Origin of the sequence: Mucilaginibacter flavidus (assembly GCF_024055575.1) — a bacterium.
In the GTDB taxonomy this organism is placed as follows: Bacteria; Bacteroidota; Bacteroidia; order Sphingobacteriales; family Sphingobacteriaceae; genus Mucilaginibacter; species Mucilaginibacter flavidus.
The window spans coordinates 25,331-50,763 of sequence record NZ_JAMXOE010000024.1 but is presented as its reverse complement, the minus strand read 5'-3'; the positions used below and the strand labels follow the sequence as shown (position 1 = coordinate 50,763).

At 43.2% G+C, this 25,433-nt stretch carries 25 protein-coding genes; 16 read left to right on the top strand and 9 right to left on the bottom strand.

What is annotated here, in order from left to right; all coding sequences use genetic code 11:
• The first annotated feature begins 153 nt into the window (after window positions 1–153).
• Entirely contained in the window at window positions 154–915 is a 762-nt protein-coding gene (locus tag NAF19_RS25055) for an NUDIX hydrolase (protein ID WP_252793104.1), read from the top strand.
• Window positions 916–1,136: 221 nt separating this feature from the next.
• Complete coding sequence (locus NAF19_RS25050; RefSeq protein ID WP_252793103.1) at window positions 1,137–3,008, top strand: M1 family metallopeptidase; 1,872 nt, start codon at window positions 1,137–1,139, stop codon at window positions 3,006–3,008.
• Window positions 3,009–3,020: 12 nt separating this feature from the next.
• Here the strand turns inward: NAF19_RS25050 and NAF19_RS25045 are convergent, their stop codons facing one another.
• Together NAF19_RS25045 and NAF19_RS25040 are read right to left on the bottom strand one after the other, a co-directional pair.
• On the bottom strand, window positions 3,021–4,490 hold the full coding sequence (locus tag NAF19_RS25045) for a rhomboid family intramembrane serine protease (RefSeq protein ID WP_252793102.1): 1,470 nt from the start codon (window positions 4,488–4,490) through the stop codon (window positions 3,021–3,023).
• A 190-nt stretch (window positions 4,491–4,680) separates the two neighbouring features.
• A complete protein-coding gene (locus NAF19_RS25040) occupies window positions 4,681–6,570 on the bottom strand; it encodes a T9SS type B sorting domain-containing protein (protein WP_252793101.1) in 1,890 nt (629 codons plus the stop codon).
• 254 nt (window positions 6,571–6,824) lie between these two features.
• Between NAF19_RS25040 and NAF19_RS25035 the strand changes: the two genes are divergently transcribed.
• Window positions 6,825–8,090: a metallophosphoesterase gene (locus NAF19_RS25035; protein ID WP_252793100.1), complete on the top strand. Its 1,266-nt coding sequence runs from the start codon at window positions 6,825–6,827 to the stop codon at window positions 8,088–8,090.
• 125 nt (window positions 8,091–8,215) lie between these two features.
• On the opposite strand, the gene NAF19_RS25030 is transcribed toward NAF19_RS25035, so the two are convergent.
• Window positions 8,216–9,769 (bottom strand): carboxylesterase/lipase family protein, encoded by a 1,554-nt coding sequence (locus NAF19_RS25030; protein ID WP_252793099.1) that lies wholly within the window; start codon window positions 9,767–9,769, stop codon window positions 8,216–8,218.
• Between the two features lie 134 nt (window positions 9,770–9,903).
• On the opposite strand from NAF19_RS25030, the gene NAF19_RS25025 reads away from it, so the two are divergent.
• From NAF19_RS25025 to NAF19_RS25015, 3 genes are all read left to right on the top strand, one after another.
• A complete protein-coding gene (locus NAF19_RS25025; RefSeq protein ID WP_252793098.1) occupies window positions 9,904–10,128 on the top strand; it encodes a hypothetical protein in 225 nt (74 codons plus the stop codon).
• A 422-nt stretch (window positions 10,129–10,550) separates the two neighbouring features.
• Window positions 10,551–11,030, top strand: a complete 480-nt coding sequence (locus NAF19_RS25020) for an Lrp/AsnC family transcriptional regulator (RefSeq protein WP_370362917.1) — start codon at window positions 10,551–10,553, stop codon at window positions 11,028–11,030.
• Between the two features lie 7 nt (window positions 11,031–11,037).
• Window positions 11,038–12,021, top strand: coding sequence for an EamA family transporter (locus tag NAF19_RS25015; RefSeq protein WP_252793096.1), 984 nt, complete (start codon window positions 11,038–11,040; stop codon window positions 12,019–12,021).
• 195 nt (window positions 12,022–12,216) lie between these two features.
• Here the strand turns inward: NAF19_RS25015 and NAF19_RS25010 are convergent, their stop codons facing one another.
• On the bottom strand, window positions 12,217–13,260 hold the full coding sequence (locus NAF19_RS25010) for an ATP-binding cassette domain-containing protein (RefSeq protein WP_252793095.1): 1,044 nt from the start codon (window positions 13,258–13,260) through the stop codon (window positions 12,217–12,219).
• Between the two features lie 311 nt (window positions 13,261–13,571).
• Here NAF19_RS25010 and NAF19_RS25005 point away from each other — a divergent pair, with 311 nt between their 5' ends.
• From NAF19_RS25005 to NAF19_RS24990, 4 genes are all read left to right on the top strand, one after another.
• On the top strand, window positions 13,572–13,988 hold the full coding sequence (locus NAF19_RS25005; protein WP_252793094.1) for a DUF1003 domain-containing protein: 417 nt from the start codon (window positions 13,572–13,574) through the stop codon (window positions 13,986–13,988).
• Between the two features lie 15 nt (window positions 13,989–14,003).
• On the top strand, window positions 14,004–14,807 hold the full coding sequence (locus NAF19_RS25000; protein WP_252793093.1) for an SDR family oxidoreductase: 804 nt from the start codon (window positions 14,004–14,006) through the stop codon (window positions 14,805–14,807).
• A gap of 48 nt (window positions 14,808–14,855) precedes the next feature.
• Complete coding sequence (locus tag NAF19_RS24995; RefSeq protein WP_252793092.1) at window positions 14,856–15,830, top strand: lysylphosphatidylglycerol synthase transmembrane domain-containing protein; 975 nt, start codon at window positions 14,856–14,858, stop codon at window positions 15,828–15,830.
• Between the two features lie 174 nt (window positions 15,831–16,004).
• Complete coding sequence (locus NAF19_RS24990) at window positions 16,005–17,780, top strand: aromatic amino acid hydroxylase (protein ID WP_252793091.1); 1,776 nt, start codon at window positions 16,005–16,007, stop codon at window positions 17,778–17,780.
• 6 nt (window positions 17,781–17,786) lie between these two features.
• On the opposite strand, the gene NAF19_RS24985 is transcribed toward NAF19_RS24990, so the two are convergent.
• Together NAF19_RS24985 and NAF19_RS24980 are read right to left on the bottom strand one after the other, a co-directional pair.
• Complete coding sequence (locus tag NAF19_RS24985) at window positions 17,787–18,116, bottom strand: type II toxin-antitoxin system RelE family toxin (RefSeq protein ID WP_252793090.1); 330 nt, start codon at window positions 18,114–18,116, stop codon at window positions 17,787–17,789.
• Window positions 18,106–18,306, bottom strand: coding sequence for a type II toxin-antitoxin system prevent-host-death family antitoxin (locus NAF19_RS24980; RefSeq protein ID WP_252793089.1), 201 nt, complete (start codon window positions 18,304–18,306; stop codon window positions 18,106–18,108). Before NAF19_RS24980 ends, NAF19_RS24985 begins: the two co-directional genes overlap by 11 nt.
• A gap of 154 nt (window positions 18,307–18,460) precedes the next feature.
• On the opposite strand from NAF19_RS24980, the gene NAF19_RS24975 reads away from it, so the two are divergent.
• Together NAF19_RS24975 and NAF19_RS24970 are read left to right on the top strand one after the other, a co-directional pair.
• Entirely contained in the window at window positions 18,461–19,165 is a 705-nt protein-coding gene (locus NAF19_RS24975) for an SDR family NAD(P)-dependent oxidoreductase (protein WP_252793088.1), read from the top strand.
• 190 nt (window positions 19,166–19,355) lie between these two features.
• Window positions 19,356–20,789: a PAS domain S-box protein gene (locus tag NAF19_RS24970; RefSeq protein ID WP_252793087.1), complete on the top strand. Its 1,434-nt coding sequence runs from the start codon at window positions 19,356–19,358 to the stop codon at window positions 20,787–20,789.
• Window positions 20,790–20,807: 18 nt separating this feature from the next.
• Here NAF19_RS24970 and NAF19_RS24965 read toward each other — a convergent pair whose 3' ends face one another.
• The 3 genes from NAF19_RS24965 to NAF19_RS24955 form a co-directional block, all read right to left on the bottom strand.
• Window positions 20,808–21,083: a hypothetical protein gene (locus NAF19_RS24965; RefSeq protein WP_252793086.1), complete on the bottom strand. Its 276-nt coding sequence runs from the start codon at window positions 21,081–21,083 to the stop codon at window positions 20,808–20,810.
• Between the two features lie 109 nt (window positions 21,084–21,192).
• Window positions 21,193–21,714, bottom strand: coding sequence for a hypothetical protein (locus NAF19_RS24960; RefSeq protein WP_252793085.1), 522 nt, complete (start codon window positions 21,712–21,714; stop codon window positions 21,193–21,195).
• A gap of 18 nt (window positions 21,715–21,732) precedes the next feature.
• Window positions 21,733–22,065, bottom strand: a complete 333-nt coding sequence (locus NAF19_RS24955) for a single-stranded DNA-binding protein (protein ID WP_252793084.1) — start codon at window positions 22,063–22,065, stop codon at window positions 21,733–21,735.
• 144 nt (window positions 22,066–22,209) lie between these two features.
• On the opposite strand from NAF19_RS24955, the gene NAF19_RS24950 reads away from it, so the two are divergent.
• The 4 genes from NAF19_RS24950 to NAF19_RS24935 all read left to right on the top strand — a co-directional run bounded on the left by NAF19_RS24950 (window position 22,210) and on the right by NAF19_RS24935 (window position 25,432).
• Window positions 22,210–22,569 carry a hypothetical protein gene (locus NAF19_RS24950; RefSeq protein ID WP_252793083.1) on the top strand — a complete coding sequence of 120 codons (360 nt, stop codon included), beginning with the start codon at window positions 22,210–22,212 and terminating at the stop codon, window positions 22,567–22,569.
• A 182-nt stretch (window positions 22,570–22,751) separates the two neighbouring features.
• The gene (locus NAF19_RS24945; RefSeq protein ID WP_252793082.1) at window positions 22,752–24,101 is read left to right on the top strand and encodes an MBL fold metallo-hydrolase; all 1,350 of its coding nucleotides are present in this window, start codon (window positions 22,752–22,754) and stop codon (window positions 24,099–24,101) included.
• A 68-nt stretch (window positions 24,102–24,169) separates the two neighbouring features.
• Window positions 24,170–24,856, top strand: coding sequence for a tRNA (5-methylaminomethyl-2-thiouridine)(34)-methyltransferase MnmC2 (mnmC2, locus tag NAF19_RS24940; RefSeq protein ID WP_252793081.1), 687 nt, complete (start codon window positions 24,170–24,172; stop codon window positions 24,854–24,856).
• A 96-nt stretch (window positions 24,857–24,952) separates the two neighbouring features.
• Window positions 24,953–25,432 carry a hypothetical protein gene (locus NAF19_RS24935; RefSeq protein WP_252793080.1) on the top strand — a complete coding sequence of 160 codons (480 nt, stop codon included), beginning with the start codon at window positions 24,953–24,955 and terminating at the stop codon, window positions 25,430–25,432.
• The last annotated feature ends 1 nt before the right edge of the window (window position 25,433 follow it).

Genomic DNA, 25,433 nt, shown 5'->3' with positions numbered 1-25,433 from the left:
AAACAGGGCAAATATTTTTAGATTAGTCGCGAAGCTTAAGCAGCATTTTAAAACAGTAATAATTGGTTTGTCACTATACGCCGATAGTGTATTTTTGACACAAGAGTAATATTATAATTTAAATAATCAAAGTATTTTTGTAGAATAGCGAAAATGTTGACCAAAGAAGAACTCGAAGAATATTGTAAAACCGCACGGGAGAGCTATCTGCCCCATATTTCAATCGATTGCGTGGTGTTCGGTTTTCACGAAGGGTTGCTGAAGGTTTTGCTGCTAACAGTTAAAAACGAAGGCGGCTGGTATCTGCCTGGCGGCTTTGTGCTTAAGGATGAACCGATAGAATTATCGGCCAACCGTATATTAAAGGAGCGTACCCGCCTTGATGAAATCTTTCTGCAGCAGTTTCATGTTTTTGGCGATCCGCAGCGTTCAAAGCAGCATTTTGATATGTATAAAGACATGCTGCCGCCTAAAGACAATTGGTTTACCAATCGTTTTTTAACCATCGGCTACTATGCACTGGTTGATTTTTGCGATGTTAACCCTTCGCCGGATCAATTTGCAGCCACGTGCAGCTGGTGCGACTTAAACGACCTCCCCGAATTGAAACTCGACCATGCGCTGATATTAAAAACTGCGTTGGATACCCTTCGACTGCAGTTAAATTACCAGCCGATAGGATATAACCTGATGCAAAAGGAATTTACGATGCCCGAATTGCAAAAGCTTTATGAAACCATTTTGGATAAAAAGCTGGACCGGAGGAATTTTCAACGGCGGATGCTTGGGTTTGGGATATTGAAGCGCTCGGAAAAGCCGCGTAAAGGTGGTGCCCACAAGGCGCCCTTTCTTTATTCGTTTGATTTGGAGAATTATGAAGCGGCGCTGAAGGAGGGTTTTAAAGGAGGGTGGTGATTTTGATTTCGGAATTCGGATTATCTACGTTGAGGCCTTCGCCGTTTTCGATTTCGAATTTTTTGAGGGCGGAACTCGGAATCATTTTTAATTGTAGGGGCTTATTCCATACGCACTGACATATATTTGGTATCCGAATCACCTCTTAAGGGTGATAAAATAACAGCGCCTGCTTTTGTACTTTTGACGATAAATTATTGAAAATAAATAAGCTTTAACTGATGGCCTCATTTTACAAGCTGCTGATCCCGGTAATTTTACTGGGAAGCGTTGATTGCTACGCTCAAACTTCACTACCTGTACCGGTAAATTTACAGGCGACTTATGCCAAAGGAACACGGACTACAGGAGGTGCACCCGGCAAAAATTACTGGCAAAATACAGCTGATTACACAATAGCGGTTAACTTCAACCCTGCCAATCGTAATTTGGAGGGAACGGTATCTGTTGATTATACCAACAACAGCCCCGACACCTTAAACGAACTTACGCTAAAGCTGTACCCCAACATTTATAAAAAAGATGCTATTCGCAATATGCCGGTTTCCGCAGCTGATTTGACCGATGGTGTGGAGATCAAAAAACTGGCTATCGATAAGAATGACCAGGATGCATCCAAATGGAGGATACTGGGCACCAACATGAATTTAAAAACCGCTGCAATACTTCCCGGGCGCAAAATACACCTCGACATTGCTTATTCCTATACGCTCAACAAAACATCGCACATCCGTACAGGGCAGGTTGACTCCGGGGCATTTTTTATTGCTTACTTTTTCCCGCGGATTACCGTTTATGATGACATTGACGGCTGGAACCTGAACCCCTATCGCGGCAGCGAAGAGTTTTATAACGATTTTTGCCATTTTAACCTTTCAGTTACCGTACCGGGCAACTATAAAGTCTGGAGCACCGGCAACTTGAAAAATGCAGCCGATGTTTACGTACCAAAAATTGTTCAGCGTATTGATGAGGCCGGTAAAAGCGATAAAGTAACCGATGTAATCACCGAAGCCGAAGTTGGCGAGCAAATCACTGCAAAAAACACAACCAATACCTGGCAGTTTGAGGCCGACAGTGTTACAGATATGGCCTTTGCCATCAGCAATCATTATATCTGGAAGGCCAGCAGCCTCGTTGTCGATCCGAAAACCGGCCGCCGTACGCGGGTGGATGCGGTGTTTAACCCGGCACATAAAGACTATTTTGAGGTGATAAACTACGCCCGTAAAACTGTTGAGGGCATGAGTTACACTTTCCCCAAATGGCCTTACCCCTACCCTCATGAAACGGTGTTTGATGGGCTTGACCAGATGGAATACCCAATGATGGTAAATGATAACCCAACGCAAATAGCCGAAGACGGCATCGAACTAACTACACACGAGATTTTTCATACAATGTTCCCGTTTTATATGGGCATCAACGAAACAAAATACGGTTGGATGGACGAAGGTTGGGCAACCATTGGAGAGTGGACTATAAGCCCTCTAATTGATCCAAAAGTGGCCGATACTTTTGGTGTTGAGGCTTATGCACAAAGTGCAGGCACCGAAAACGATCAGCCCGTTATTTCCCTTACTACGCAGCTAAGCGGCATCAGCGGCTTTACCGACTCGTACCCAAAACCGGGCCTGGGTTATTTGTATGTAAAAGACATGCTTGGCGACGCGTTGTTTACCAAAGCCCTGCATAATTACATACGCCTGTGGCACGGCAAACATCCAATGCCATTTGATTTTTTTAACAGCATGAATGCCGGTGCGGGCCAAAACCTAAACTGGTTTTGGAAAAGCTGGTTTATTGATGGCGGCATACCCGATTTGGCTATTACCAAAGTAAGCGACATCCAAAATCAATACTCAGTAACCATAACCAGGAAAGGCAGTAAACCTGTCCCGATTGACCTTACTATAAATTTCGCCGACGGCACCACGCAACACATTCATCAAAGCGTAAAATGCTGGGCAAACGGCGAAAAAACGTTTTTCGTAAACTTTACAGCAAAACGTAAAGTTAGTAAGCTGATTTTAGGCGGGATATATGACCCGGATTCGCATAAGGAGGATAATGTTTGGGTGGCGACACGATAAGGGTTAACCGCGTCACTTCCCTTTTAATCCATTAATTACGCTTTGAATCTTCTCATTATAGGCTTGGATACTATCCTTGTATTTATCGGTATCTTCGTCAACCGCTTTGTAGATATAATTATAGCTCTTTATCCGGAGTTCACAATAGTATATCAGCGATCTGTTACGGGCATGCAGTTCGTCCGGAAGTTCCTGCCGGTCAAGTTCGTTCAGCATCTTAATCATTTCGTTCCAGTAATAAAGCCCTCTATCTTTAATTTCCATCTTTAATGAATCTCTTGACGTGGTTTTAGGCATATGGTAAACTTCGAGCGCCATATTTTCCATCGACACAAAAGCTCTCATTTTAGCTTCGTATTTCGCCATGGTGTTTGGCACCCTGGTGCATACTATAAAGCTGCCAACAAGTACGGCCAACGCTACCCCCGCCACAGAGCCGAACTTTAGATCTGTTCTGTTAGGGTTTTTAAGGCTTGGATAAAATAAATATCCAATTGCAAAACCGCTTACCAGGCCACCTATATGAGCTGCATTATCTATACCGGCCTTTACCCCATTTGCAAGGTTGTATACAACGAAAACAAGTATGCTCGACATCATTGCCTTTCGCACCGATTTATCGATAATGTTGGTTGTAAGCAATGCCACGAAAACGCCGTACATCCCAAATATCGCCCCTGATGCGCCTGCGCTTACTGTTTGTTCGTGCATCCATAAGCTAACGGTGCTGGCCGCAATGCCGGTAAGTAAATAGGCCGCCGCGAACCGCAGCTTACCCATGTAAGGCTCCAGCAGCAAACCTATATACACCAGCGCATACATATTGAACAGCAGGTGTAAAATACCAATGTGTAAAAAACAGCAGGTAAGCAACCGCCAGTATTCGCCCTGCAAAGTTAACGAACGCAGGTTTGCACCCCACTGCAGCAGGCTCTCCGTATCAGGCAACATAAAATTAACGCCGGATATTACCATCAGCACAAACACTGCGATATTTAAATTGACAATAATGGGTGTTACAAAATACCCCTGGGTTGGCCAAAAAATAGAGAGCACATTGGTTAATTTTCCCTTAGTAGCGGTTGGAGGCGCGCTTGCAGGTTCGGCTTCAGCCAAAGCAAGACTTTTTTTCAACTCTTCATATTTTTGATCCAGGGTTTCGGTCATCAATTGGTTCTTCAGTTCAGCAAATGCAACTTCAAAACTTTCAATATTCCTTTTATTTTTTCCCCAATCCATCATTTGGTTCCCGGTGCATTCACTTTTAAGCGCTGCATGGTCACCTTCAATATTTACCGTCACTTCCTCGGCCCACGAGCTCATGGAGAATTTTGTATAGGCCACAAATCCATATTCGCTGGTGTGCCCGATATTCCAATTAAGCTGTTTCGCAGCCTCTAATAAAAGCACCAGGAAATGATTGCCCGAAAGCTCACCTGCCGGAAGCTCAGTTATGTATTTAGGGGAAAGTCCGAAAGCCATGTAATTAAAGTGTGATTTGTTACGGTAATTTGATAACAAGTATAGGTTTTGAATATATGATTTTTATTACAATTCAAAACTGCTAACGTAAAATATCAACAATGTAGTCGACTGGAAATAGACCGCGCTATCAAAGTCGGTTACTTTCCGATATCAATCATCCTCATTAATAGTCGATAGTATATCGTTATCATCTTATAACAGTTACCGAACCTGATACTTTATCTCTCCCATTTTTAAGGTCGATGATGTAATAATAGGTCCCGGTGGGCACCTGTTTTTGTTTGTATGTGCCGTCCCAAGGTTTTGCATATCCTACCGAATTATAAACGCTGTTACCGTAACGGCTAAATACGCTTACCCGGCAATTTGGATAGGTCCGTAACATGGGGATATCCCAGGTGTCGTTTATGCCGTCGCCATTGGGCGTAAATGTATTAACAACAACTATGGGCACGTAAATGATCATGGTAATTGCGTTCGATGTAACAACCTGTGTTGCTATACATTGGCCCGTAGTTGTTACCAAACAGGTAATAACATCGCCGTTAACCAGGTTATCAGCAGTAAATTCGGGACTGTTTGTACCTGCGTTTATATTGTTAACCTGCCATTGATAAGCAATATTTGTATTGTAAGAAGCCTGGGCTGTAAACACAACCGTTTGGTTTGGGGAACTGGTATTGTTAACTGCCGAAGACCTGATGGTTACCGAGTTGTTTATTAGCGGATGTATCGTTATTGCCGCTTCATTTGAGGTCGCAGTAGCCAGCGAACATAAGGCGCTGCTTGTTACTGTGCACGAAATTTTATCGCCGGTTTTAAATGAAGAACTGTTAAATATGCCGGCATTTATACCCACGTTTTGCCCGTTTATTTTCCACTGATAGGTTGGATTATCGCCTGCGTCAGTTGCAACTGCCTTGAAAGTTAATGAAACACCTGTACATTCCTCGTACAAATCAGGAATAATTGTGACAGACGGAACAAGCGTTGAAGGCGGGATTACACTAATTGTAATGGCGTTTGAAAGGGCCGTTGGACTTGTTAAACAAGGCGAATTATTATTTGTAAGCATACACGTCACTACGTCGCCATTGGCAAAATTGCTGATGGTAAAATCCGGGGTATTTGTGCCCTGGTTTGCGCCGTTTACCTGCCATTGATAGGTTGGATTCGCACCTTCGTTGACTGGCGACGCAGTAAATTTAATCGGTGTGCCATTACAAACCGGACTGGTAACAGAAGATTGTATGCTTAACGAGGGGGTTAAGTTATCAATAGTATTGATGTTCGTAATTGTATTTGATTCGGTGCTCGCTGGGCAAGGGCTATCGCTTGTTACCACGCACTTCACCACATCAGTCGGTAAAATGCTTGCAAGCGTTAGGGTTGCACTGTTAGAGCCTGCGTCAACGTCATTCACCGTCCACTTGTAATTAGGGTTAGTGCCTGCATTACCTGCCGTCGCCGAAAAGGTTACCGGTGCGCCTGCACATTGGGTTGCCTTGTCTGCTGCTATCTTTATCGTTGGAACCAGCGGTAGATTAATTTTTATAGTAATTGCATTTGAAGTAACCGGCGTTGTGCCGCTGTTATCTGTCAGTATACAGGTAACAACGTCGTTATCATTTAACGATGAGGTGCTGAACGTTGCATTGTCAGTACCGGCATTAACGCCGTTCACCTGCCATTGATAAGATGGCGCTGTGCTGTTTAAAGGGGCCGCATTGAAAGTGGCAAGTGCGCCTGCGCAAACCGAAGCCGGGCCGTTGATGGTAATTGAAGGTGCAGCAGCGCTATTATTTGTACTAACGCTAAAGCCCACCGATTCGCTTGAATTAATATTATCGATTGCAGTTATGAAAACTTTAACCGGAAGTCCGGATGCTAAAACCACACCCGAAGCAGGAAGCTTTGTAAAGACTATTTTACTGCGGCAATCATTGGTTGCAGTGGCAGCTGCGGTGTAGTCGGACCGCGCAGCCGGGAAAGTTCCCTTAGTATGAATAATTGCGTCGGTATGGGTTGAGGCGATGGCAAGAGAGGACGTAATAAACGAAAGCTGTCCAGATGCCAAATCCGTCTTCAAAAAAAACAAAATCAACAAAATAGCTATAGTTAGCCGTTTAAAACAACCCATTCTTCATATAAATTTTGCCAGCCGCACAACAACAAGTCACCATAGTTTAAAAGAAAAACTAAAGCCAAAATATGCTTTTTAAAAAATTAAAGCAAAAGTTAATTTACCCCGGCCCAAATTCAACATGGGCGCAAAACTTTTACGCCGCAATTACCTTAACTTTAATATCTTGCGGCTTTTAATAAATCATTGTGCACAGGAGTAACTTTTTAGACATATTTTTAATTATTGCTGCGATAAGCTTATTGCTTGACTGGTATGTTTTTTACGGCCTTCGAACCCTTACCAAAGACTGGAGATCAGCCAGGTTTCGCAGGTTGATTACTCTTGGATACCTGGTAATATCAATTGGTGTATCGTTATTATTTTTAACCGGCCTGGGTAGTTTCGGAACTGCTAAAGGCATGACACCCTTTCACGAATGGGTATTTAGCTTCTTCATTACATTTTTTATAACCAAAGTTTTTTTTGCAGTGGTGCTGTTTTTGGGCGATACCGGACGTTTTTTTTACGGAATTATAAACCATTTTACCGGTCTAAAAAGTAAGCCTAAGGCCGACAAACCTTTTTTTTCCTCGCGCCGCAAGTTTATAAGCGAAGCCGCAGTGCTTGTAGCGGCATTTCCGTTTACAGGCTTATTATATGGCATGTTTAAAGGCAAATATGATTACAGGGTACACCGCCAAACAATTTATTTTACCGATTTGCCCGATGCTTTTGACGGCTTTACCATTACACAGCTATCCGATATCCATTCAGGCAGTTTTGACAACACGGCAGCAGTACAACGCGGAATCGATTTGGCCAAAGCACAAAAAAGCGACCTGTTTGTTTTCACTGGCGATTTGGTAAATAACGCTGCCTGGGAAATTGAACCTTACATTAGCAGGTTTGGCGAAATCAAGGCGCCTTACGGGCAATTTTCAATATTAGGCAATCATGACTATGGCGATTATGTTGAGTGGGGCAGCGAGGCTGAAAAGGCAGCTAATCTTGATAAATTAAAACAGCACCACAAAACTTTAGGTTACAGTTTATTGCTGAACGAAAATGTTGAGATAGAGAAAAATGGTCAGAAAATATCCCTAATAGGCGTCGAAAACTGGGGATTTGGCTTTATCCAAAAAGGCGACCTGGATAAAGCATTGCAGGGCCTGGACAATGACTCGTTTAAGATACTTCTTTCGCACGACCCTACACATTGGGAGAAGAAGGTAAGATACCACCCAACAACCGTGCATCTGACACTGGCAGGCCACACCCACGGGGCGCAGTTTGGGGTTGAAACGGCGGGTTTAAGATGGAGCCCCGTACAGTTCCGTTACCTTGACTGGGCAGGCCTGGCCAACGAAAAAAACCGCTATTTGTATGTAAACCGGGGATTCGGCTTTTTAGCTTTTTCGGGCAGGTTAGGGATATGGCCGGAGATTACGGTTATAACTTTGAAGAAAGCTTAGTCCATTTTGTCATTGCGAGGAACCAAGTAATCGCGAACTGAGCTAGTCCGCCCTGTAAAGTTTGCGGTTGCCGCGCTCGTTCCTCGCTCGCAATGACAAAGTTTTGATAATTTGTTACATAATTCCTACTTCAACAAAAAAACCTGCGACGGAAAATCCCGGTCATCATAAACATAGCTTAAGTCAACCACCTTCGGCAATTTGTCAAATACCATTACGTGGTAGGTGGTCGCATTATAGTTTGGCCAGGCGGGTAATAACGGTGTGTTGGGGTCGCCGGTTTTGATGAAGGCTACCCAGGCAGCGTGTATGTTTGCGGCCAGTTGCTGCCTTTCTTTTGCTGCCTGCCGTAGTTTAGGGTCGTTCCACACATATTGCAATTCTTCGCCATGCATAGCGCCATATTTCTGGCCGTTATCATAGTCAAAACGGTACATCCATACCGGCCGGCCGTTTAGCGCAAGCCAATGGGCAAAACGATAGCTGTGCATCTGGTACATATACTGCGTTAGCACGGTAACGGCTGCATCATAAGGACGGGCAAATTTTGATTCGTGCTGGTAATTTTTGTATACCAGCTTATAGTTATCGCCAAAAAGCGACTTTAAAATTGCGGTATCGGGATTCTTTAATTTTTCGTTACCATTTATAAATGCGGCAGCTTCATATTTGTTTGTGCCGATGATTCCCTTAATACGCGGCATGGCCGTACTGCCGGCATACTTATGGCCATCAGTGGTAATCGTCACCCCATCATAAACCGGCCCGAAGAATGAATTGCCGCCAATACCGGCGCAGACTATACTCTGTGCCTTTATTATAGAATCGGCAGGCAGGGTAAGCAATTTAAGGCCGTCATTTTTGCCCAAACCCAATTGATGTAAGATTTTCAAACGCTCATTTTTTGCAGTATTAATATCCCTTACACATTGAACCGAGCCGCTTTCTGCGATGTATTGCTGAAAAAGCCCTTTCGATTTGGGTGCCACCATCACCGCACTAAGCAGCTTCGCCCCTGCGGATTCGCCCATAAGGGTAACCCGGTTTGGGTCGCCGCCAAAGGCTGTAATATTGTGTTTTATCCAGGTCAGCGCCGCAATACAATCCAGCAACCCGCAATTACCCGATTGTGCGTAGCGCTTATCCAAATCGCCCAAGTATAAAAAACCGAGGGCGCCAAGCCTGTAATTAATGGTTATGGTAACAATATCGTCTTTATCGGCAAAGGCATGGCCGTCTTCGCCTTTACCGGCGCCGGCTGTCATGCTGCCACCGTGTACCCACACCAATACAGCGCGTTTTTTATTATCCGTTTTGGGTGTGTAGATATTTAATGATAAACAATCTTCGCTACCCTGTACATTTTTATTGCCAGGCTGCGTGGCTATTGCGCCAAACTGCTGCGTGGCAAGGGTGTCATTCCAATCGGCATGTGCGGCAGGGGGCATAAGGCGTAGTGCTCCTTCGGGTGGTGCAGCATACGGTACACCTTTGAATACCGCTATGCCATTCTCGTTAAGGCCTTTTACATACCCATGGTTGGTTTTAACAACGGGAGTTACGTTTTGGGCGAATGCTACGCAGACAGGCGTAACCATCAGCAGCAATGACAATACAAACTTTATTTTTTTGGAGTTCACCGATTTCAGGTTGATCTCACCGATTTTGAATGATTGCATAGGATGGGGCGATTTACTGATGCAAATTAGCGATTTAATTAATCTAAATCATCCACCAATGACTAATGACACAATGACCAATGATCATCTTGGCACGGTTTAGGATTACCTATATCAATCTACACAAAAGTACTATGGCAAATCAAAACTCAAAGCGGATAGGCAATCAACCCAAAGAAAAACCGGTTACTACAATGGACACCCTGCACGACACCTGGCGGGTTATAAAGCCATTCGTGCATTTTTCTTTTAAAGCGCTGAAAGTATTGGCAGGAGCACTGGTGTTTATTGTGAAGCATATTCCGAAACCGGAGGAGCATAAGCCTGCAGAGAAGAGGGATAAGGTGATTAAGATATAAGGAAGTCCGAAATAAGCTATTGTTCGTATCGCCGAATATGCCCGCGCCAAATAAGCTAAGTCTCTTCGCTTGAAATGCTGACACTAATTTGTCAGTACTTTTTACGTTTTTTGACATGGCAAATTATAAAAAACCGCGTTTCTGATGTAGGAACAGGCTTTTTAGTGAACCATTGGGCCAATTTACTGTTCCACCCTGTTCCTTATGTTCCACTGTGAACAGAAACACAAAACTATGCTATAATCCTCTCACAGGTTTACAGCCGAAATGAATCCCCCGAATCCCCACGGCCACAATGCCAAGAATGCGACGGACAAGTAGCAAAAAGAAGTTCAAACACACAATAGTCACTTTTGTCGAATTAAATTCATTTTTTAAAATACTATTATGAATTAAATTCAAAATAACTGTAATATTACAGTATAATTAGCGAAACAGAGATCATACTGGATAAAACAGACCTGCATATTTTACGGTTAATGCAGGACAATGCCCGCATCAGCAACGCCGACCTGGCGCGCGAACTGGGCATGGCGCCATCGGGCATACTAGAGCGCGTTAAAAAACTGGAACAGAAAAATGTTATCCGCCAATACACCGCGCGCATAAACCCCGAAGCGCTGCAGCAAAAAATGCTAGCCTTTATTTTTATGAAAGCTGCCGACGGTCCCGGTTGCAACGATACGGCCAAACAACTGGCCAAAATACCCGAAGTACAGGAAGTGCACCACATAGCCGGCGACGATTGTTACCTGGTAAAAGTACGCACTTATGATTCTGCCTCGCTGATGCACCTGATGCGCAACGAGTTCAGCAAAATACCCAATCTTTTAAGTACGCGCACCACCATAGTGCTGGAGACGGTTAAAGAACAACAACAATTGGTAATACCCGAAAAATAAATAAATCATGCCTTCAACCTCACAAAAATCAGCTTCTCCCCTATTGGTAATTATAGCCTTTGCAATAGTTTACGTTGTATGGGGCTCCACCTACTTTTTTATCAGGATTGCTGAGCAGGGTGGCCTGCCACCGTTTATGCTGGGTGCCATCCGCTTTATTATTGCCGGGGCTTTAATGATGGGCTGGTGTGTGGCAAAGGGTGAAAAGATTTTTGTAAAACGTGATATCATCAATGCAGCCATAACCGGTATCCTGCTGTTGTTTATTGGCAACGGTATAGTAATTTGGGCCGAGCAAACCCTGCCAAGCGCCATGGTGGCCATAATGGTATCGTCGGCGCCTATCTGGTTTGTATTGCTTGATAAGCCAAACTGGGGCATCAATCTAAAAAACAATGCAACTATAATTGGATTAATTATAGGTTTTGTTGGGGTAATACTGTTGTTCAGCGAACAGCTTGGCGTTATGTTTTCGGGTGGCGGCGCATCAAAGCTACCGTGGATGCTGTTGTTACTGTTCGGGTCGATATCATGGTCGGGCGGGTCGTTATTCTCTAAACATCGGCCATCATCCGGCTCCGGGTCGGTTAGCGCAGCCTGGCAAATGTTGGCTGCCGGGTTTGTGTATGTACCGGTTAGCACTTTACATGGCGAGTTTAATAATTTAAACCTCGATAGTATACACACCAGCAGCTGGCTGGCGGTTACTTATTTAGTTTTCTTTGGTTCGATAGCTGGATACAGCGCGTACGTTTGGCTGCTGCAGGTAAGGCCCGCAACACAAGTGAGCACTTACGCCTATGTTAACCCGGTAATAGCGGTGATATTGGGCGTGGTATTTATACACGAGCATGTATCATTGATACAATTGGTGGGGCTGTTTGTAATATTAGGCAGTGTTTTGCTGATCAACCTCGCGAAATATAGGAAAGAAAAGAATGAAGTCCGAAAGTCCAAAAGTCCGAAAGAAGCTGCGGTTGCGGATTGCTAAATAGGGATACGAAGCTGGCTTTGTTGGTTATCTGCTGTTATTGATCTTGTGACCATAGACGTTCAGAAGATTAAAAGTCATTTTTTAAAAAATACCAAACAATTGATAAACAACACGTTCCATAGCGTTCCGGGTGTTCCGCTGTGAAAAATGGAACGCTTAAGCACTCACCTAATCAGCTTACTCACACAAAAGCTAAATATCCTTCGGCAACGATCTTGCAGGCGTTTCCCATTTACCAAATTCAAAATAGTCCTCAATGTTAACGCTTATTTTGCTACCAATATCATATTTACCTTTGCTGTAGTTATTTGCCCTCAGTATTACCCCTCCGCGTTCAATTATCAGCTCTTCAAAAAATCCTTTAAAAAGTATTTGTTTAACCGTCCATTTAGCACCGAAACCTTTGACAATTTTAACATGCTCGGCATAAACCACTACCGTGCCGCGTTTACTTTTTATACCGCAGCTTTTGGCCTCGTCGGATGTAAGCTGACTGCTGCTGGCCAGTATCTGGGCAGTGTACAGTAACTTAGGCGTATTATAAAGTTCCTCGGGGCTGCCGTTTTCAACAATTTCACCCTCCTTCAAAACTATCAGTTCATCAGCCATCGAGAGTATTTCGGCAGGGTCATGACTTACGAGTACAACGGTTACCCCCCACTCCTTTACAATGTAGCGGATGTCGTGCTGCAGGCCTTCACGGTAAGTGGCGTCAACCTGGTTAAATGGCTCATCCAGCAAAATAACTTCGGGCTTGCTTATCAGGGCTTTGGCAATGGTTACGCGCTGTTTTTCGCCGCCGCTAAGCTTGCCGAATGGCTGGTCTTTTAGCGGCAAAATATCAAGCATGTTCAGCGAGTCGGTTATTTTCTTTTCCTCGGTATCAAGCCCAATTTCGCCGATCCGCAAGCCCGAGCGCACGCTTTCCCAAACGCTGGCTTCCAGATCCATGTCCTGGTTATTTTGGGTAACAAGGCGCATGGCCTCGTGGGCGGGCTGCAGCTTTTCTTCGCGTTTTAAAATACGTTCTTCCTTAAAAAAAACCTCGCCGCTGTCGGGCTGCAACAAACCATATAATAAATTCAACAAAGTGGTTTTGCCACTGCCGCTTTCTCCTACAATAGCAGTAACTTTTCCTTTGGGGATGAATATGGTTACGTTATTAACTCCTGAAGATTTATCGCCAAAATAGTTTTTGGTAACCGATATGGTTTCCAGGATCATGTCTTCTTGCATACCGGGCCGTAATTATCTTTTTAAAAACAACAAAAGTGGGCTATAAAGGCAACGCTTAGGTTTCTTTGCAGCGGTTAAATATCCCCAAACCTAAACTATAAAAGTTTATCAAAAAAATGAAATACGTTTTTTTCAGAACCAAGAGCCAAGAATTAAGAGCCAAGAGAGAAGAAGAAAGTCAGTAACCTGAAATAGAAGCTGCTCCAATTGGTAATTTTCCGGCAGTTCTATTTTTTCTTGATTCTTGTCTCTTGGTTCTTGGCTCTCCATTCCATATATTTATCAAAAAAGAAATTTAATTTAAACCCCTTATGGAACACAACAAAACCTGGCACCAGATGCACCAGGACTCATTAGAATTTGGCCAGCGCCTGGCCGACTCGGTTGCAAACGGCATGGGCTCGTGGCGATTCATTATTATCCAAACCCTCATTGTACTGGCCTGGATGGTGCTAAACATTGTAGGCTTTGCCTATAAATGGGATGTTTACCCTTTTATTTTGCTTAATCTGGTTTTCTCGACCCAGGCAGCCTATGCAGCCCCGATCATCATGATGGCACAAAACCGCCAAAGCGAACGCGACCGGGCCCAGGCCGACGCAGATTACAGGACCAATTGCGAGGCTAAAATAGAAATAGAGGAACTACTTAAAAAGCTGAATTCGATTGAGGTTGATAAGCTTGACAGGATATTGGAACTGCTGGAGAAAAACGATAAGAAAGCATAACGGACAACAGTATTTTTGAACAATCACTTTAACAATAAAGTTGTATGGATTACAGGCGCTTCGTCAGGAATTGGCGAAGCGCTTGCTTATGCCATGTCGGCCTGTGGCGCAAAATTGATATTGTCGAGCAGGAGAGTAGATGAATTAGAGCGGGTGAAGCAAGCGTGCAGCGCCCCAGAATCAGTTCAAGTGCTTCCGTTAGATCTTTCCGACACAAACTCGTTAGATGCTGCCGTACAAGAGGCAATTAAGCGCTTCGGGGTGATAGACATTATGATACATAACGGCGGCGTTACGCAACGCTCATTGGTTATTGATACCGATATCCAAGTGCATCGTAAGCTGATGGAACTGGATTACTTTAGTTATGTTGTGCTAACCAAGGCCCTTCTACCCCATTTTTTGGAGCGGAAAACCGGGCATTTTGTAGTTACCAGTAGTGTTATGGGTAAGATAGGGACGCCTATGCGGTCGGCCTATGCTGCTGCCAAACACGCCCTGCACGGTTTTTTTGATTGCCTGCGGGCCGAAGTAGCGGCCAATAATATCAAAGTAACCATACTTACGCCGGGCTACATCCGCACCAACATCTCGTTATATGCCGTTACCAACAAACCTTATGGTTTAGGTGCACCGTCTGAAAATATAGAAAATGGCCTGCCACCCGATCGTGCGGCCAGGCAAATTATGAAAGCGATTAAAAGAGGAGCCTTTGAAGCTTTTATCGGCAAGTTAAGCGGCGAACGGGTTGGACTATGGTTAAGCAGGTTTTTGCCCGGTGTACTTACCAGGATCGCGCCTAAACTTGTTCCGAAATAACATGCCCGAAACTCTGGCCTTAATGCGTTTTACTTATCTTTGTGCTGCATGAAAAACATTGAAGACGCGGCAGAAGAAGCTACCGAAGAGTTAAAGCCCAAAACATTCAAGCAAAAAATATGGAACATTGCCAAGCTATTATTAAAAATTGGCATTACCACTGTATTACTTATTTGGGTTTTTACTAAAGTCGATTTTAACGCGGTAAAATACAGGCTGTTACACCCTCAATATTGGTGGATGTACGTCATTGCCATTATTTGCTTCCTTCTTTCCATGATAGTGTCTGCATGGCGGTTATTAAGCTTTTTTAGATCGATAGGGTTAAATCTTAACCCTAAATACAATTTACGGCTGTACTTTTTGGGCATGTTTTATAACATATTACTGCCGGGCGGCATTGGCGGCGACGGCTACAAAATGTACCTCATCAACAAAACTTACAAGGTACCGGTTAAAAGGCTTTTTTGGGCGGTGATGTTCGACAGGCTGAGCGGACTTTGGATAATTGGATTATTGGCCGTTACCCTTTCATTTTTTATACCCCAGCTTGCTGCATACACCTGGATGGCAGCGGGAATATTTGCAGGCGGATCATTAATCTATTATTTTGTTATACATAAATTTTTCAAGGATTACACCCGCTATTTTTTCCAGGCCCATGCAAAGGCGCTGGTGCTGCAATTACTGCAACTAGCGACAGTACTTTGTATAATATTAAGCCAGCCCGACTTTTACCAGGCAAGTTTCAAGGGCACGTTTCCGCCCTACCTGTTGTCGTTTTTACTGTCAGGCTTTGCTATTCTGATCCCTACAGCAGGTGGCGCAGGCGCCCGCGAGGCTTTTTTTACCGCACTTTCTAAGGTTTTCCCGATAAATGCAGATATCGGCGTGCTGATAGCGACATCGTTTTATCTAATCTCGGTTTTTGTTGCTCTTTCTGGTCTTTATTATATGATTAAACCCAGCCGTTTACAAGCGGGTTTACCAGCAAAAAACAACTTAGAAAACGATATTGTATAATCCACACTAAGCAGAATTTAATTTGCACATTCGTCTACTCTATAGAATAAATAGACTTTAAACACAGCCAAGAACATCTCAATAATTCTGTAATTTTATTATTTATCTACACCAAATTAAATTTGCCGGTTAAACTAATTTCCTAATTTTGGGTTTTCTAAAATATACCAAATAATGGCCGGTTTTAATAATTTCAATAACCCGCAGGTGGCTGCTTTACCTGCACATTTAAAGCAATTTATTGTTGACCAGCACTACGAGCACTACACCCCTATCGACCACGCGGTTTGGCGTTACGTAATGCGGCAAAACTACAGCTACCTTAAAGATGTTGCCTATTACCCTTACATCCCGGGCCTTGAAAAAGCCGGATTAACGATAGAAAAAATACCAAGTCTGCAGGAGATGAACGATGCGTTGGGTAAAATTGGCTGGGGTGCTGTTACTGTTGATGGATTTATACCTCCTGCGGCATTTATGGAATACCAGGCCTACCGGGTTTTAGTTATTGCCGCCGATATACGCCAGTTAAACCATATTGAGTATACACCAGCTCCCGATATCATCCATGAATCTGCGGGACACGCGCCTATCATTGCGGATAAAGACTATCATGAATACCTTAGTTACTTTGGGTCGATAGGTGCAAAAGCTATGTTTTCGGCGCAGGACTTTGAATTGTACGAAGCCATAAGGGCTTTATCGATATTAAAAGAAATGCCCGATGCCGATGCGGCCGAAATAAAAAAGGCCGAAGAATTGCTGGCCTATCGCCAGGAAAACATGGGCGAACCTTCTGAAATGGCGTTATTAAGCCGCCTGCATTGGTGGACGGTAGAGTACGGGCTTATAGGTACGCTTGAAAATCCTAAAATTTATGGCGCCGGGTTGCTGTCATCAATCGGCGAGAGTTCAAGCTGCATGGATTGTGGTATCAAAAAGATACCATATACTATTGCTGCGGTGAATTACAGCTATGATATTACCACAACGCAACCGCAGTTGTTTGTTACCCCGACGTTTCAAAACCTGATTGATGTACTGGAAACCTTTGCCAACACCATGTCGTTTCGCAGGGGCGGAACATACGGGCTGCAAAAGGCTGTGGACAGTGAAAACACATGCACCGCAGTTTACAGTTCAGGCCTGCAGGTCTCAGGGACATTTAATGGTTTTACGCAACATAAAGGGTTACCTGTATTTATAAAAACTACCGGGCCATCGGCGTTGGCAGTCGACAATAAACAGTTGAAGGGCCATGGTAAGGATTATCATAAAGATGGTTTCAGCTCGCCGGTGGGTAAACTAAAAGGCCATGCCCTTCCACTGGAAGATTTAAGTGTTGAAGAACTTAATTATTTCGGCATTGAAAAAGGTAAAACCACCGAACTAAACTTTGAAAGCGGCATTACCGTTACCGGCTATGTAATGAAAATACACGCCTCGAACGGAAAAACGCAGCTTATTACGTTTGAGAACTGCACAGTTACGGATAAAGATGGTGAAGAACTATTTAAGCCCGAATGGGGGGTTTATGATATGGCCGTTGGCGATAAAATTGTCTCTGTTTTTTGCGGTGCCGCTGATAAAGCGGCGTTTTTAGAAATTGCGTATAAATCAAATACAGCTACCCACCACATCGCTTACGATCAAAATACAAAAGAACTGCACAAACTTTACCAGCAAGTACGCAATCGCAGGCAAACCGGCGGCGACTTCGGTTTTTTGGGCAACGTATGGATGATGCTGCAAAAACACCATCAGGACGACTGGCTATGCGCATTAGAGATATTAGAAATACTTGACCACGAAGGCGTGGAACTAAAACTTGCCGATGAAATAAGGGCTTTTTTAGAAAACAAAGCGAATATGCAACCTGAATTTAAAAAACTGATAAATGACGGATTTTATCTGATCAAACATCCTGTTGAGCAAAAGTTGGTGGTGTGAGGATATTTACAGACCTAAATTTCTTAAAACTTTAAGCAAACGTTGGGTATCAATAGTTGATTGCTCAGACTTGTCATAAATCGCAGCCAGATATATGGAATTATTTTTAAGCAAAACATAGGAAATCACTCTGGCCCCGCCGCTTTTGCCTTTCGATTTACTCGAAATGGGCATTCGCACTTTGTATAAATTTTTACCTAATGATTCACCCGATTGTGGGTTCACTTCAAGGTTGTCGATTACAGAATCAAGATCTTTGTAAATTGAAGGGTACTTATTAGCCAATCTTTTCAATTGCCTTTCGAAATCAGGCGTATAGCTAACCTCAATGTCCATGAGTTAGGTTTCTCGCTTTTTTTAATTTAACTCCACCGTCTAATTCATTTTTAATTGCCTGCATCGATGAGGCGAATTCATCAAAAAATTGTTCGGTATTTAAACGCTTTTGTATTTCTTCCCAATCGGCAATTGGAACTAGCACAGCGGTCTTCTTTCCCTTTTCGTTTGTTACAACTTGTATGCTCATAAAACAAAAATACAGATTTATTTAAAAATATTTTACTTACCAAACTAATGCTTTACAATATATTTGCGGTATCACATATAAAACTTTAATTACTCCTTTTCGCCACCCGCTAAAGCTAAGGCGGCAAGCGATGGGGGTTTAGAGGCTACATTCTATGAACGTTATTGTAACAGGCGCCAGCAGCGGCGTAGGCTTCGAAGCCGTACTTGAGCTGATATTATCGGGCAAACATAAAGTAATAGCCTTATCCCGCTCGCAGGATAAGCTGGAACGCTTGCTCGAGATTGCCCACGGCCTAAACCCCGATGCCGAGATATTTGCACTGGCTTTTGATATTGTGCACGACGACTATGCCGGGCTGCGGCAATTCATCAGCGCTAATTTTGATAACCGCGTTGATGTATTGATCAACAATGCCGGCGTACTTATTAATAAACCATTTGCGAAACTGCTGGAGACCGATTTTGTTGAGATGTTGCAAAGCAATTTCATAGGTCATGTGCGTATAATACAAGGGCTGCTTGGCCTTATGCCCAAAGGCGCTCATATAGTTAATATTGGCAGCATGGGCGGTTTCCAGGGCAGCGCTAAGTTCCCCGGCATGGCTGCTTACTCTGCAAGTAAGGCAGCGCTGCATTCCCTTACCGAGTGCCTGGCGCTGGAATTGACCGAACAGGAAATTAAGGTTAACTGCCTTGCATTGGGCTCGGCACAAACTGAAATGCTGGAGCAGGCCTTCCCGGGCTACCAATCACCTGTTATGGCGTTCGAAATGGGTAAATACATTGCTGATTTTGCCGTTACGGCGCACCGCTTTTTTAATGGGAAAGTATTGCCGGTGGCGGTGACGACTCCGTAGTTTTTGATTGGTCATTTCACTGCGCCGTCATTGGTCATTGGTAACGATGGATAAACCTGATATTTTATGGCTTATCACCCGGAGGTGGTAAATATTAAATATTACTAACTCACTATTCACTGTATTATTTCGTATTTTCCGTAAAAAATCGTTAATTTTACCATACATGCTTACCTTATCCTTATAGGAAATGGGTTCAAATCTCATATTTCTTTTTGAGCAATCAACCGATTTTTTCTGCCTGCTGAACAGGGACGGCGCTTTTATACGAGCAAATGTGGCTTTCAGACGGATCCTGGGTTATACCGAAGACGAGTTAAAAAACAGCAAAGCGAGTGATTTTTTTCATCCTGCCGACCTAAAGAGACAGGACGATTTACTACGAAACCTATCAGTTGAGAATAATATTACCGGGCACGAAAGCCGTATTAAAGCAAAAAACGGGCGATATTACAATATTAGATGGTCGATTTTTCTTAATGCAGATGATAACCTCATTTACGCTACCGGCGTAAATTTAACCACTAATTTTATAAGTGCAGGCGATGATGACGTTGCAGGCAATACTCAGCATATTATTCAAAGCTTCAACGAAGGTTTTTTTATTATCGATAGCAAATGGCGGGTAATATCGTTCAACCCTGCTTTCCAGGCTATTACAAATTTAAAAGCTGAACAACTGGTTGACTTAAATTTTAAGCAGATAAACAACCTTGGGTTAACCGATACGGTACTTGCCGAATTTGAGACCGCATTTAACGGCAGTATGTCAAGTCAGTTGCAATATTTTAATGAACAATTGAAGAGGTGGTTAAGGGTAAATATTTATCCTTATAAAGGCGAAATAGCCGTCTTTATAAGAGATATTACAGCTATAAAAACGCAACGACTGATTTTGGCCCTCGAAAAAAATGTGCTTGAGTTAAATGCCTCGTCATCGTATACACTCTCGCAAACTGTTACGCAATTACTCAAAGGAATTGAAGAAATATATCCTGACATGATCTGCTCTGTTCTGGAAATTGACGAGGCGCAGGGAAAAGTTTACCATCTTGCCGCTCCAAGTCTGCCTGCTGAATACTGTATGGCCATTGATGGGTCGGCGATTGGGCCGAGAGCCGGTTCGTGCGGTACTGCTGCTTACCACCGCAGCCAGGTAATTGTAAGCGATATTGAGACTGACCCGCTTTGGACCGATTACAAACAGTTTGCGCTACCTCACCAGTTGAGGGCTTGTTGGTCAACCCCCGTTATCAGCTCAAACAGTGCCAAAGTGCTGGCCACATTTGCCGTTTATTACAACCAAAAACGCGAGCCAAAGGGCGAAGAACTTCGCATGATTGAGCGTACCACCAATATTCTTAGGGTTTTAATTGAAAATAAACGAAACCAGGACCATGTAAAGGACCAGACCAGGCGACTGCAGGAAATTGCTTCAATCAGTTCGCATGAAATACGGCGGCCGGTAGCAACCATACTTGGACTGGTAAATTTATTCGACCGGAATACATTGGATAACCCGATGAACAAAGAAATTATCAACCATATCGATGCCACCGCAAAGGAACTGGATGAAGTAATTCATACCATTGTTGAGAAAACTGTTTATTTAAAAGGGGAGTGAAAGTGAAATTAGCGTTAACTATTTCTTAGCGTACAAGGCAATTATTGCTAATGTTGCGGCGACCTGGCCCATCCAAAAAATAAACATCCACTTAATAGTTTCGGCTTTGTTTTCACTGGCCTCTTTACGAACATTGGCAATGTCCTCCTTTGTAGCTAATGTTTTAATTGTTGCTTCCACTGAACGTTCGGTTTTGCTATCAATGTATTTAAACATCGCCTCGGTTGTATCGCTGCCTAATTTATCGCTTAGTAGTTTGTAAAGCCGGGCTGTTTCTTTTGCTTCTAAGTACATAACAAATATAGTGATTAGTTGATTGGGTTGAAATAAGTTGGTTAAGTTGAATGAGGGATTAAGTTTATAAGATTAATTAAAAGGGCTCCCGGAGAAGCCCTTTTCAATTCTATCTTTTCATTATCAATTCCAGCTGTTTTTTTATTATTTCGCTTTTGCCATCTTTTATGTCGTAGTCAAACGGACCTAGTGAGGTGTTAATTCTGATAACCGCAATTTTCCGGTTTTTTAACTCTGCAATGTCAGTGCCTGTTAAATCGAACGCCAAAGAGCTTTCGGCAACAGCTGGGTTGGCATAAGAGATAAGGGATGAATAGGTGTCACCAATTGCTTTTAGTTCCAACAGCTTACCGTCGGCAAATTTCACGATAGCTTTATCACCGCTTAATACCGAATATTGTATGTCCATACCATCCTTAAGATGCAAGCTGAGCACGCAGTAGTCTTTCCCTTTCATAATATTCCCGGCCAGGTAATGACCGGGAATGGTGAACGGGTTTGCCAAAACCTGCTCTTTGGTTAGCAGCGTAGTGTCGCCTGTAATTTTATCAATTCTCAGTTTGTCGAGTTTCTGTGCCCGGGCAGCAAACGTACATGAAGCCATCAGGACAATCAAAATATACTTTTTCATATTGTTATGTTTTTCAGGTTATCCTTTAAGCTTTATAAAATCGTTTATTATTATCTCTGTCATATAGCGTTTGTTGCCGTCTTTGTCAACCCAGCTTCGGTTAGTAAGCTTCCCTTCTATGGCAACTTCGTCACCTTTTTTAAGGTAATCGCCAATAAATTTTGCCTGGCTGCCCCAGGCAACCAGGTTGTGCCACTGGGTTTCTGTAATTCGTTCGCCTTTGTCGTTTTTATAAGTTTCGTTTGTTGCGAGCGGAAATTTTGCAAGTTGCTTGCTGGTGTCAAATGTTTTTACTTCAGGGTCGGTACCCAAGTGACCCACCAGGCGTACGCTGTTTCTTAATGAATTCATGTTTTTAAATTTTAATTTGTTTTTAATTGACACCACAAAGGTTGGGGTTACTAAAATTTTTAGCCGGTTAATAACCGTTTATAGTCGACAATATCCATTTGCAACCGTTTGCAAACGGATAATATTATTTGTATCTTTAAGCCAATGAACGAAGAAAAACTATGCCTCGACTGCGGCACTCCTCTGCAGGGCCGGGCCGACAAAAAGTTCTGTAACGACCTGTGCCGCAATAATTACAATAACCAGCTTAACAGCAGTAGCTATAATTTGGTGCGCAACGTCAATAATATTCTGAAGCGAAACCGGCGGATATTACAGGAACTTAACCCCGGCGGCAAAACAAAAACCACCCGGAAAAAATTATTATCAAAAGGGTTTGATTTTGAATACCATACGCGCAGCTACCATACTCAAAATGGCAAAACCTATCATTTTTGTTATGAGTATGGGTATTTGCCACTAGATGGAGATGAGTTTTTGCTGGTGAAAAGGGAGGAAATTTGAACCGTTGATTTTAGATGACTGCGTTGATTTACTAATCCGAACCCCATTGCACGTATGAAATCCATTAACCATGTTAATTATGATTTAGACAAATTTCAAAATAATTAACCTACCGTCATCATACTACCACAAATCCGAAATGGAAATTCCGAAATCCGAAATAACATTATATTTGCAGCCAAATGATAATCCAGCAGTTTTACGATAAGGGGCTTGCGCATGGCTCCTATGCCTTGATCAGGACCGGCAAAATGATTGTGGTTGACCCTGCGCGCGATCCGCAGCCTTATTATGATTTTGCGTCACAGCACAGCGCCGACATTGTGGGCGTTATTGAAACCCACCCTCATGCCGATTTTGTGAGCTCGCACCTTGAGATTCACGAAACTACCGGCGCTGTAATTTACACCAGCAAACTCACCGGCGCGGAATATCCGCATGAGACATTTGATGACGGCGATGTAATACAGCTAAATGACATTAAACTTCAGGCTATAAATACACCCGGCCACTCCCCCGATTCAATTTGTATTTTGATTGAGGATGAGGACGGAAAGGAAACCGCACTGTTTACTGGAGATACCCTGTTTGTAGGCGATGTTGGTCGCCCTGATTTGCGCGAGAATGTGGGTAATATAACCGCAAAAAAAGAAGAATTGGCCCGGCAGATGTACCACTCCACCCGCGATAAGCTGATGAAGCTGCCGCACAGCGTAATAGTGTACCCTGCGCATGGCCCCGGCTCATTATGCGGGAAAAACATGAGCCCTAATTTGCAAAGCACCATTGGCCGCGAATTACGCGAAAACTATGCGCTGCAACTGATGGACGAACTGCAGTTTGTTAAGATACTTACCACCGATCAGCCTTTTGTACCAAAATACTTTGGTGGGGACGTAATGCTGAACAAAAAGGGCGCTCCCGGGTTTAAAGCAGGCGTCGACGCTGTTCAGAAAGTGGCTAACGATGCGGAATTGGAACAAGATATTTTGGTTGTTGATACCCGCCCCAAAATCGACTTTAGAAACGGACATGTAAAAGGCTCCATAAACCTGCAGGATGGCGAGAAGTTTGAAACCTGGCTTGGCTCGATAATCGGCCCGGATGAGCAGTTTTATCTGATTGGTGCCGATGACGCAGAGCTGGATAAAATGATAGCGAAAGCTGCTAAAATAGGCTACGAGAAAAATATTAAGGCGGCACTATTAGAACCTGTAAACGGTTTTGAAATAGTACCCGATTTGGATTTAAACGACTTTGTGCACCACACTGAAGATTTTACTATAATTGATGTACGTAACAACAACGAAACCAGCGAAGGTTTGATATTTAAAAGCGCCATAACCATTCCGTTGCCCGAGTTACGTGAACGGATAAGTGAAATACCGACAGATAAACCTATAGTGGTACATTGTGCCGCAGGATACCGTTCGGCAGCAGCGGTGAGCATTATTGGCGGCCAGGTGACCAATGTACCCGTATATGATTTAGGCGAAGCGGTGATGGGGATAGAAGCTTCGGCTCATAGTTGATGGTTCATAGTTTATAGCCCCAGCCGTTTCAATTGATCTAAAGCTTTTTTCACCATGAACTATCAGCCATGAACCATGAACTAAAAATAGTGCCTACTGCTGATGGTTCAAACACCATTTATAATCCACAGGTTGGTGAAAACTACCACTCAACACATGGGGCATTGCAGGAAAGCAGGCATGTTTTTTTGAATTCGGGGTTGCAATATTTCCTGGATACAAGCGAAAATCCCTTGTCGCCAGTTTCAATTCTGGAAGTTGGTTTTGGTACTGGATTAAATTTTTTGCTGACCGCTGATTACTGCATCGAAAAAAACATCAGCCTGGATTATACCGGGATTGAAGCTTACCCGCTTAGCGATGAAATGATTGGCCAGACTGGTTATAATCAGTACATATCGCCCGAAGTATGGCAACAATTTATTGAACTATATCCGCAAGCATTAGCCGGCGAAATTTTAATAAACCCTAACTGCAAGCTGCAAATTGCCCACTGTACGCTTAATGATTTTCAATCAACCCAACAATACGATATTATTTATTTTGATGCTTTTGCTGTTGGAAAACAGCCGGAAATGTGGGAAGATGCGGCCATAGCCCATACCGTCAGATTTTTAAAACCGGGCGGTGTATTTGTTACCTACGCTATTACAGGTAATTTGAAACGCGCTTTAAAAGCACTGGGGTTCAAAGTTGAGAAAGCGCCGGGTGCACCCGGCAAACGGGAGATGCTAAGGGCAGTTAATCGTTTTTGAGGGATTACACCAATTGAGGATGATTACACTGATTACCCCTAGTGTTTTTTGGAGAATAGCGATGAGTTGTGTAAATTAGTTTACTTAATCTGCCTTATGAAAAACAGCTGCTTGACATTATTAACAATCATTTGTATAGCAGTCGTAGCCTGCAACCATAAGGGTAAAAAATTAGTTACTCCAATTGTTGATACTTCAGAAATACACGAGGTTTCGCTACTGAACTTAATTGTTGCTCCTGAAAAATACCGGGGACACAAGGTTAGAACATTTGGCTATTTGAATTTAGAATTTGAGGGAAACGGCATTTATTTGCATAAAGAGGACTATGAAAACGGACTTTTCAAAAACGCTTTATGGGTTGAAATGTCGCCCGATAGTATACGCAGACCGGAAATCAGGCAACATATTAAAAGCTATGTGATGCTTGAAGGAACTTTTGAGGAGGATGAAGGGCACATGGACTTGTTTAGCGGTACTATCAAAAACATAAGCCGCATTATAAAATGGGGCAACGATGCGCCTACCCCTAAAAAAGAAATAATAAAATTCCCTCCTCCCAGACCAACCAAATAAA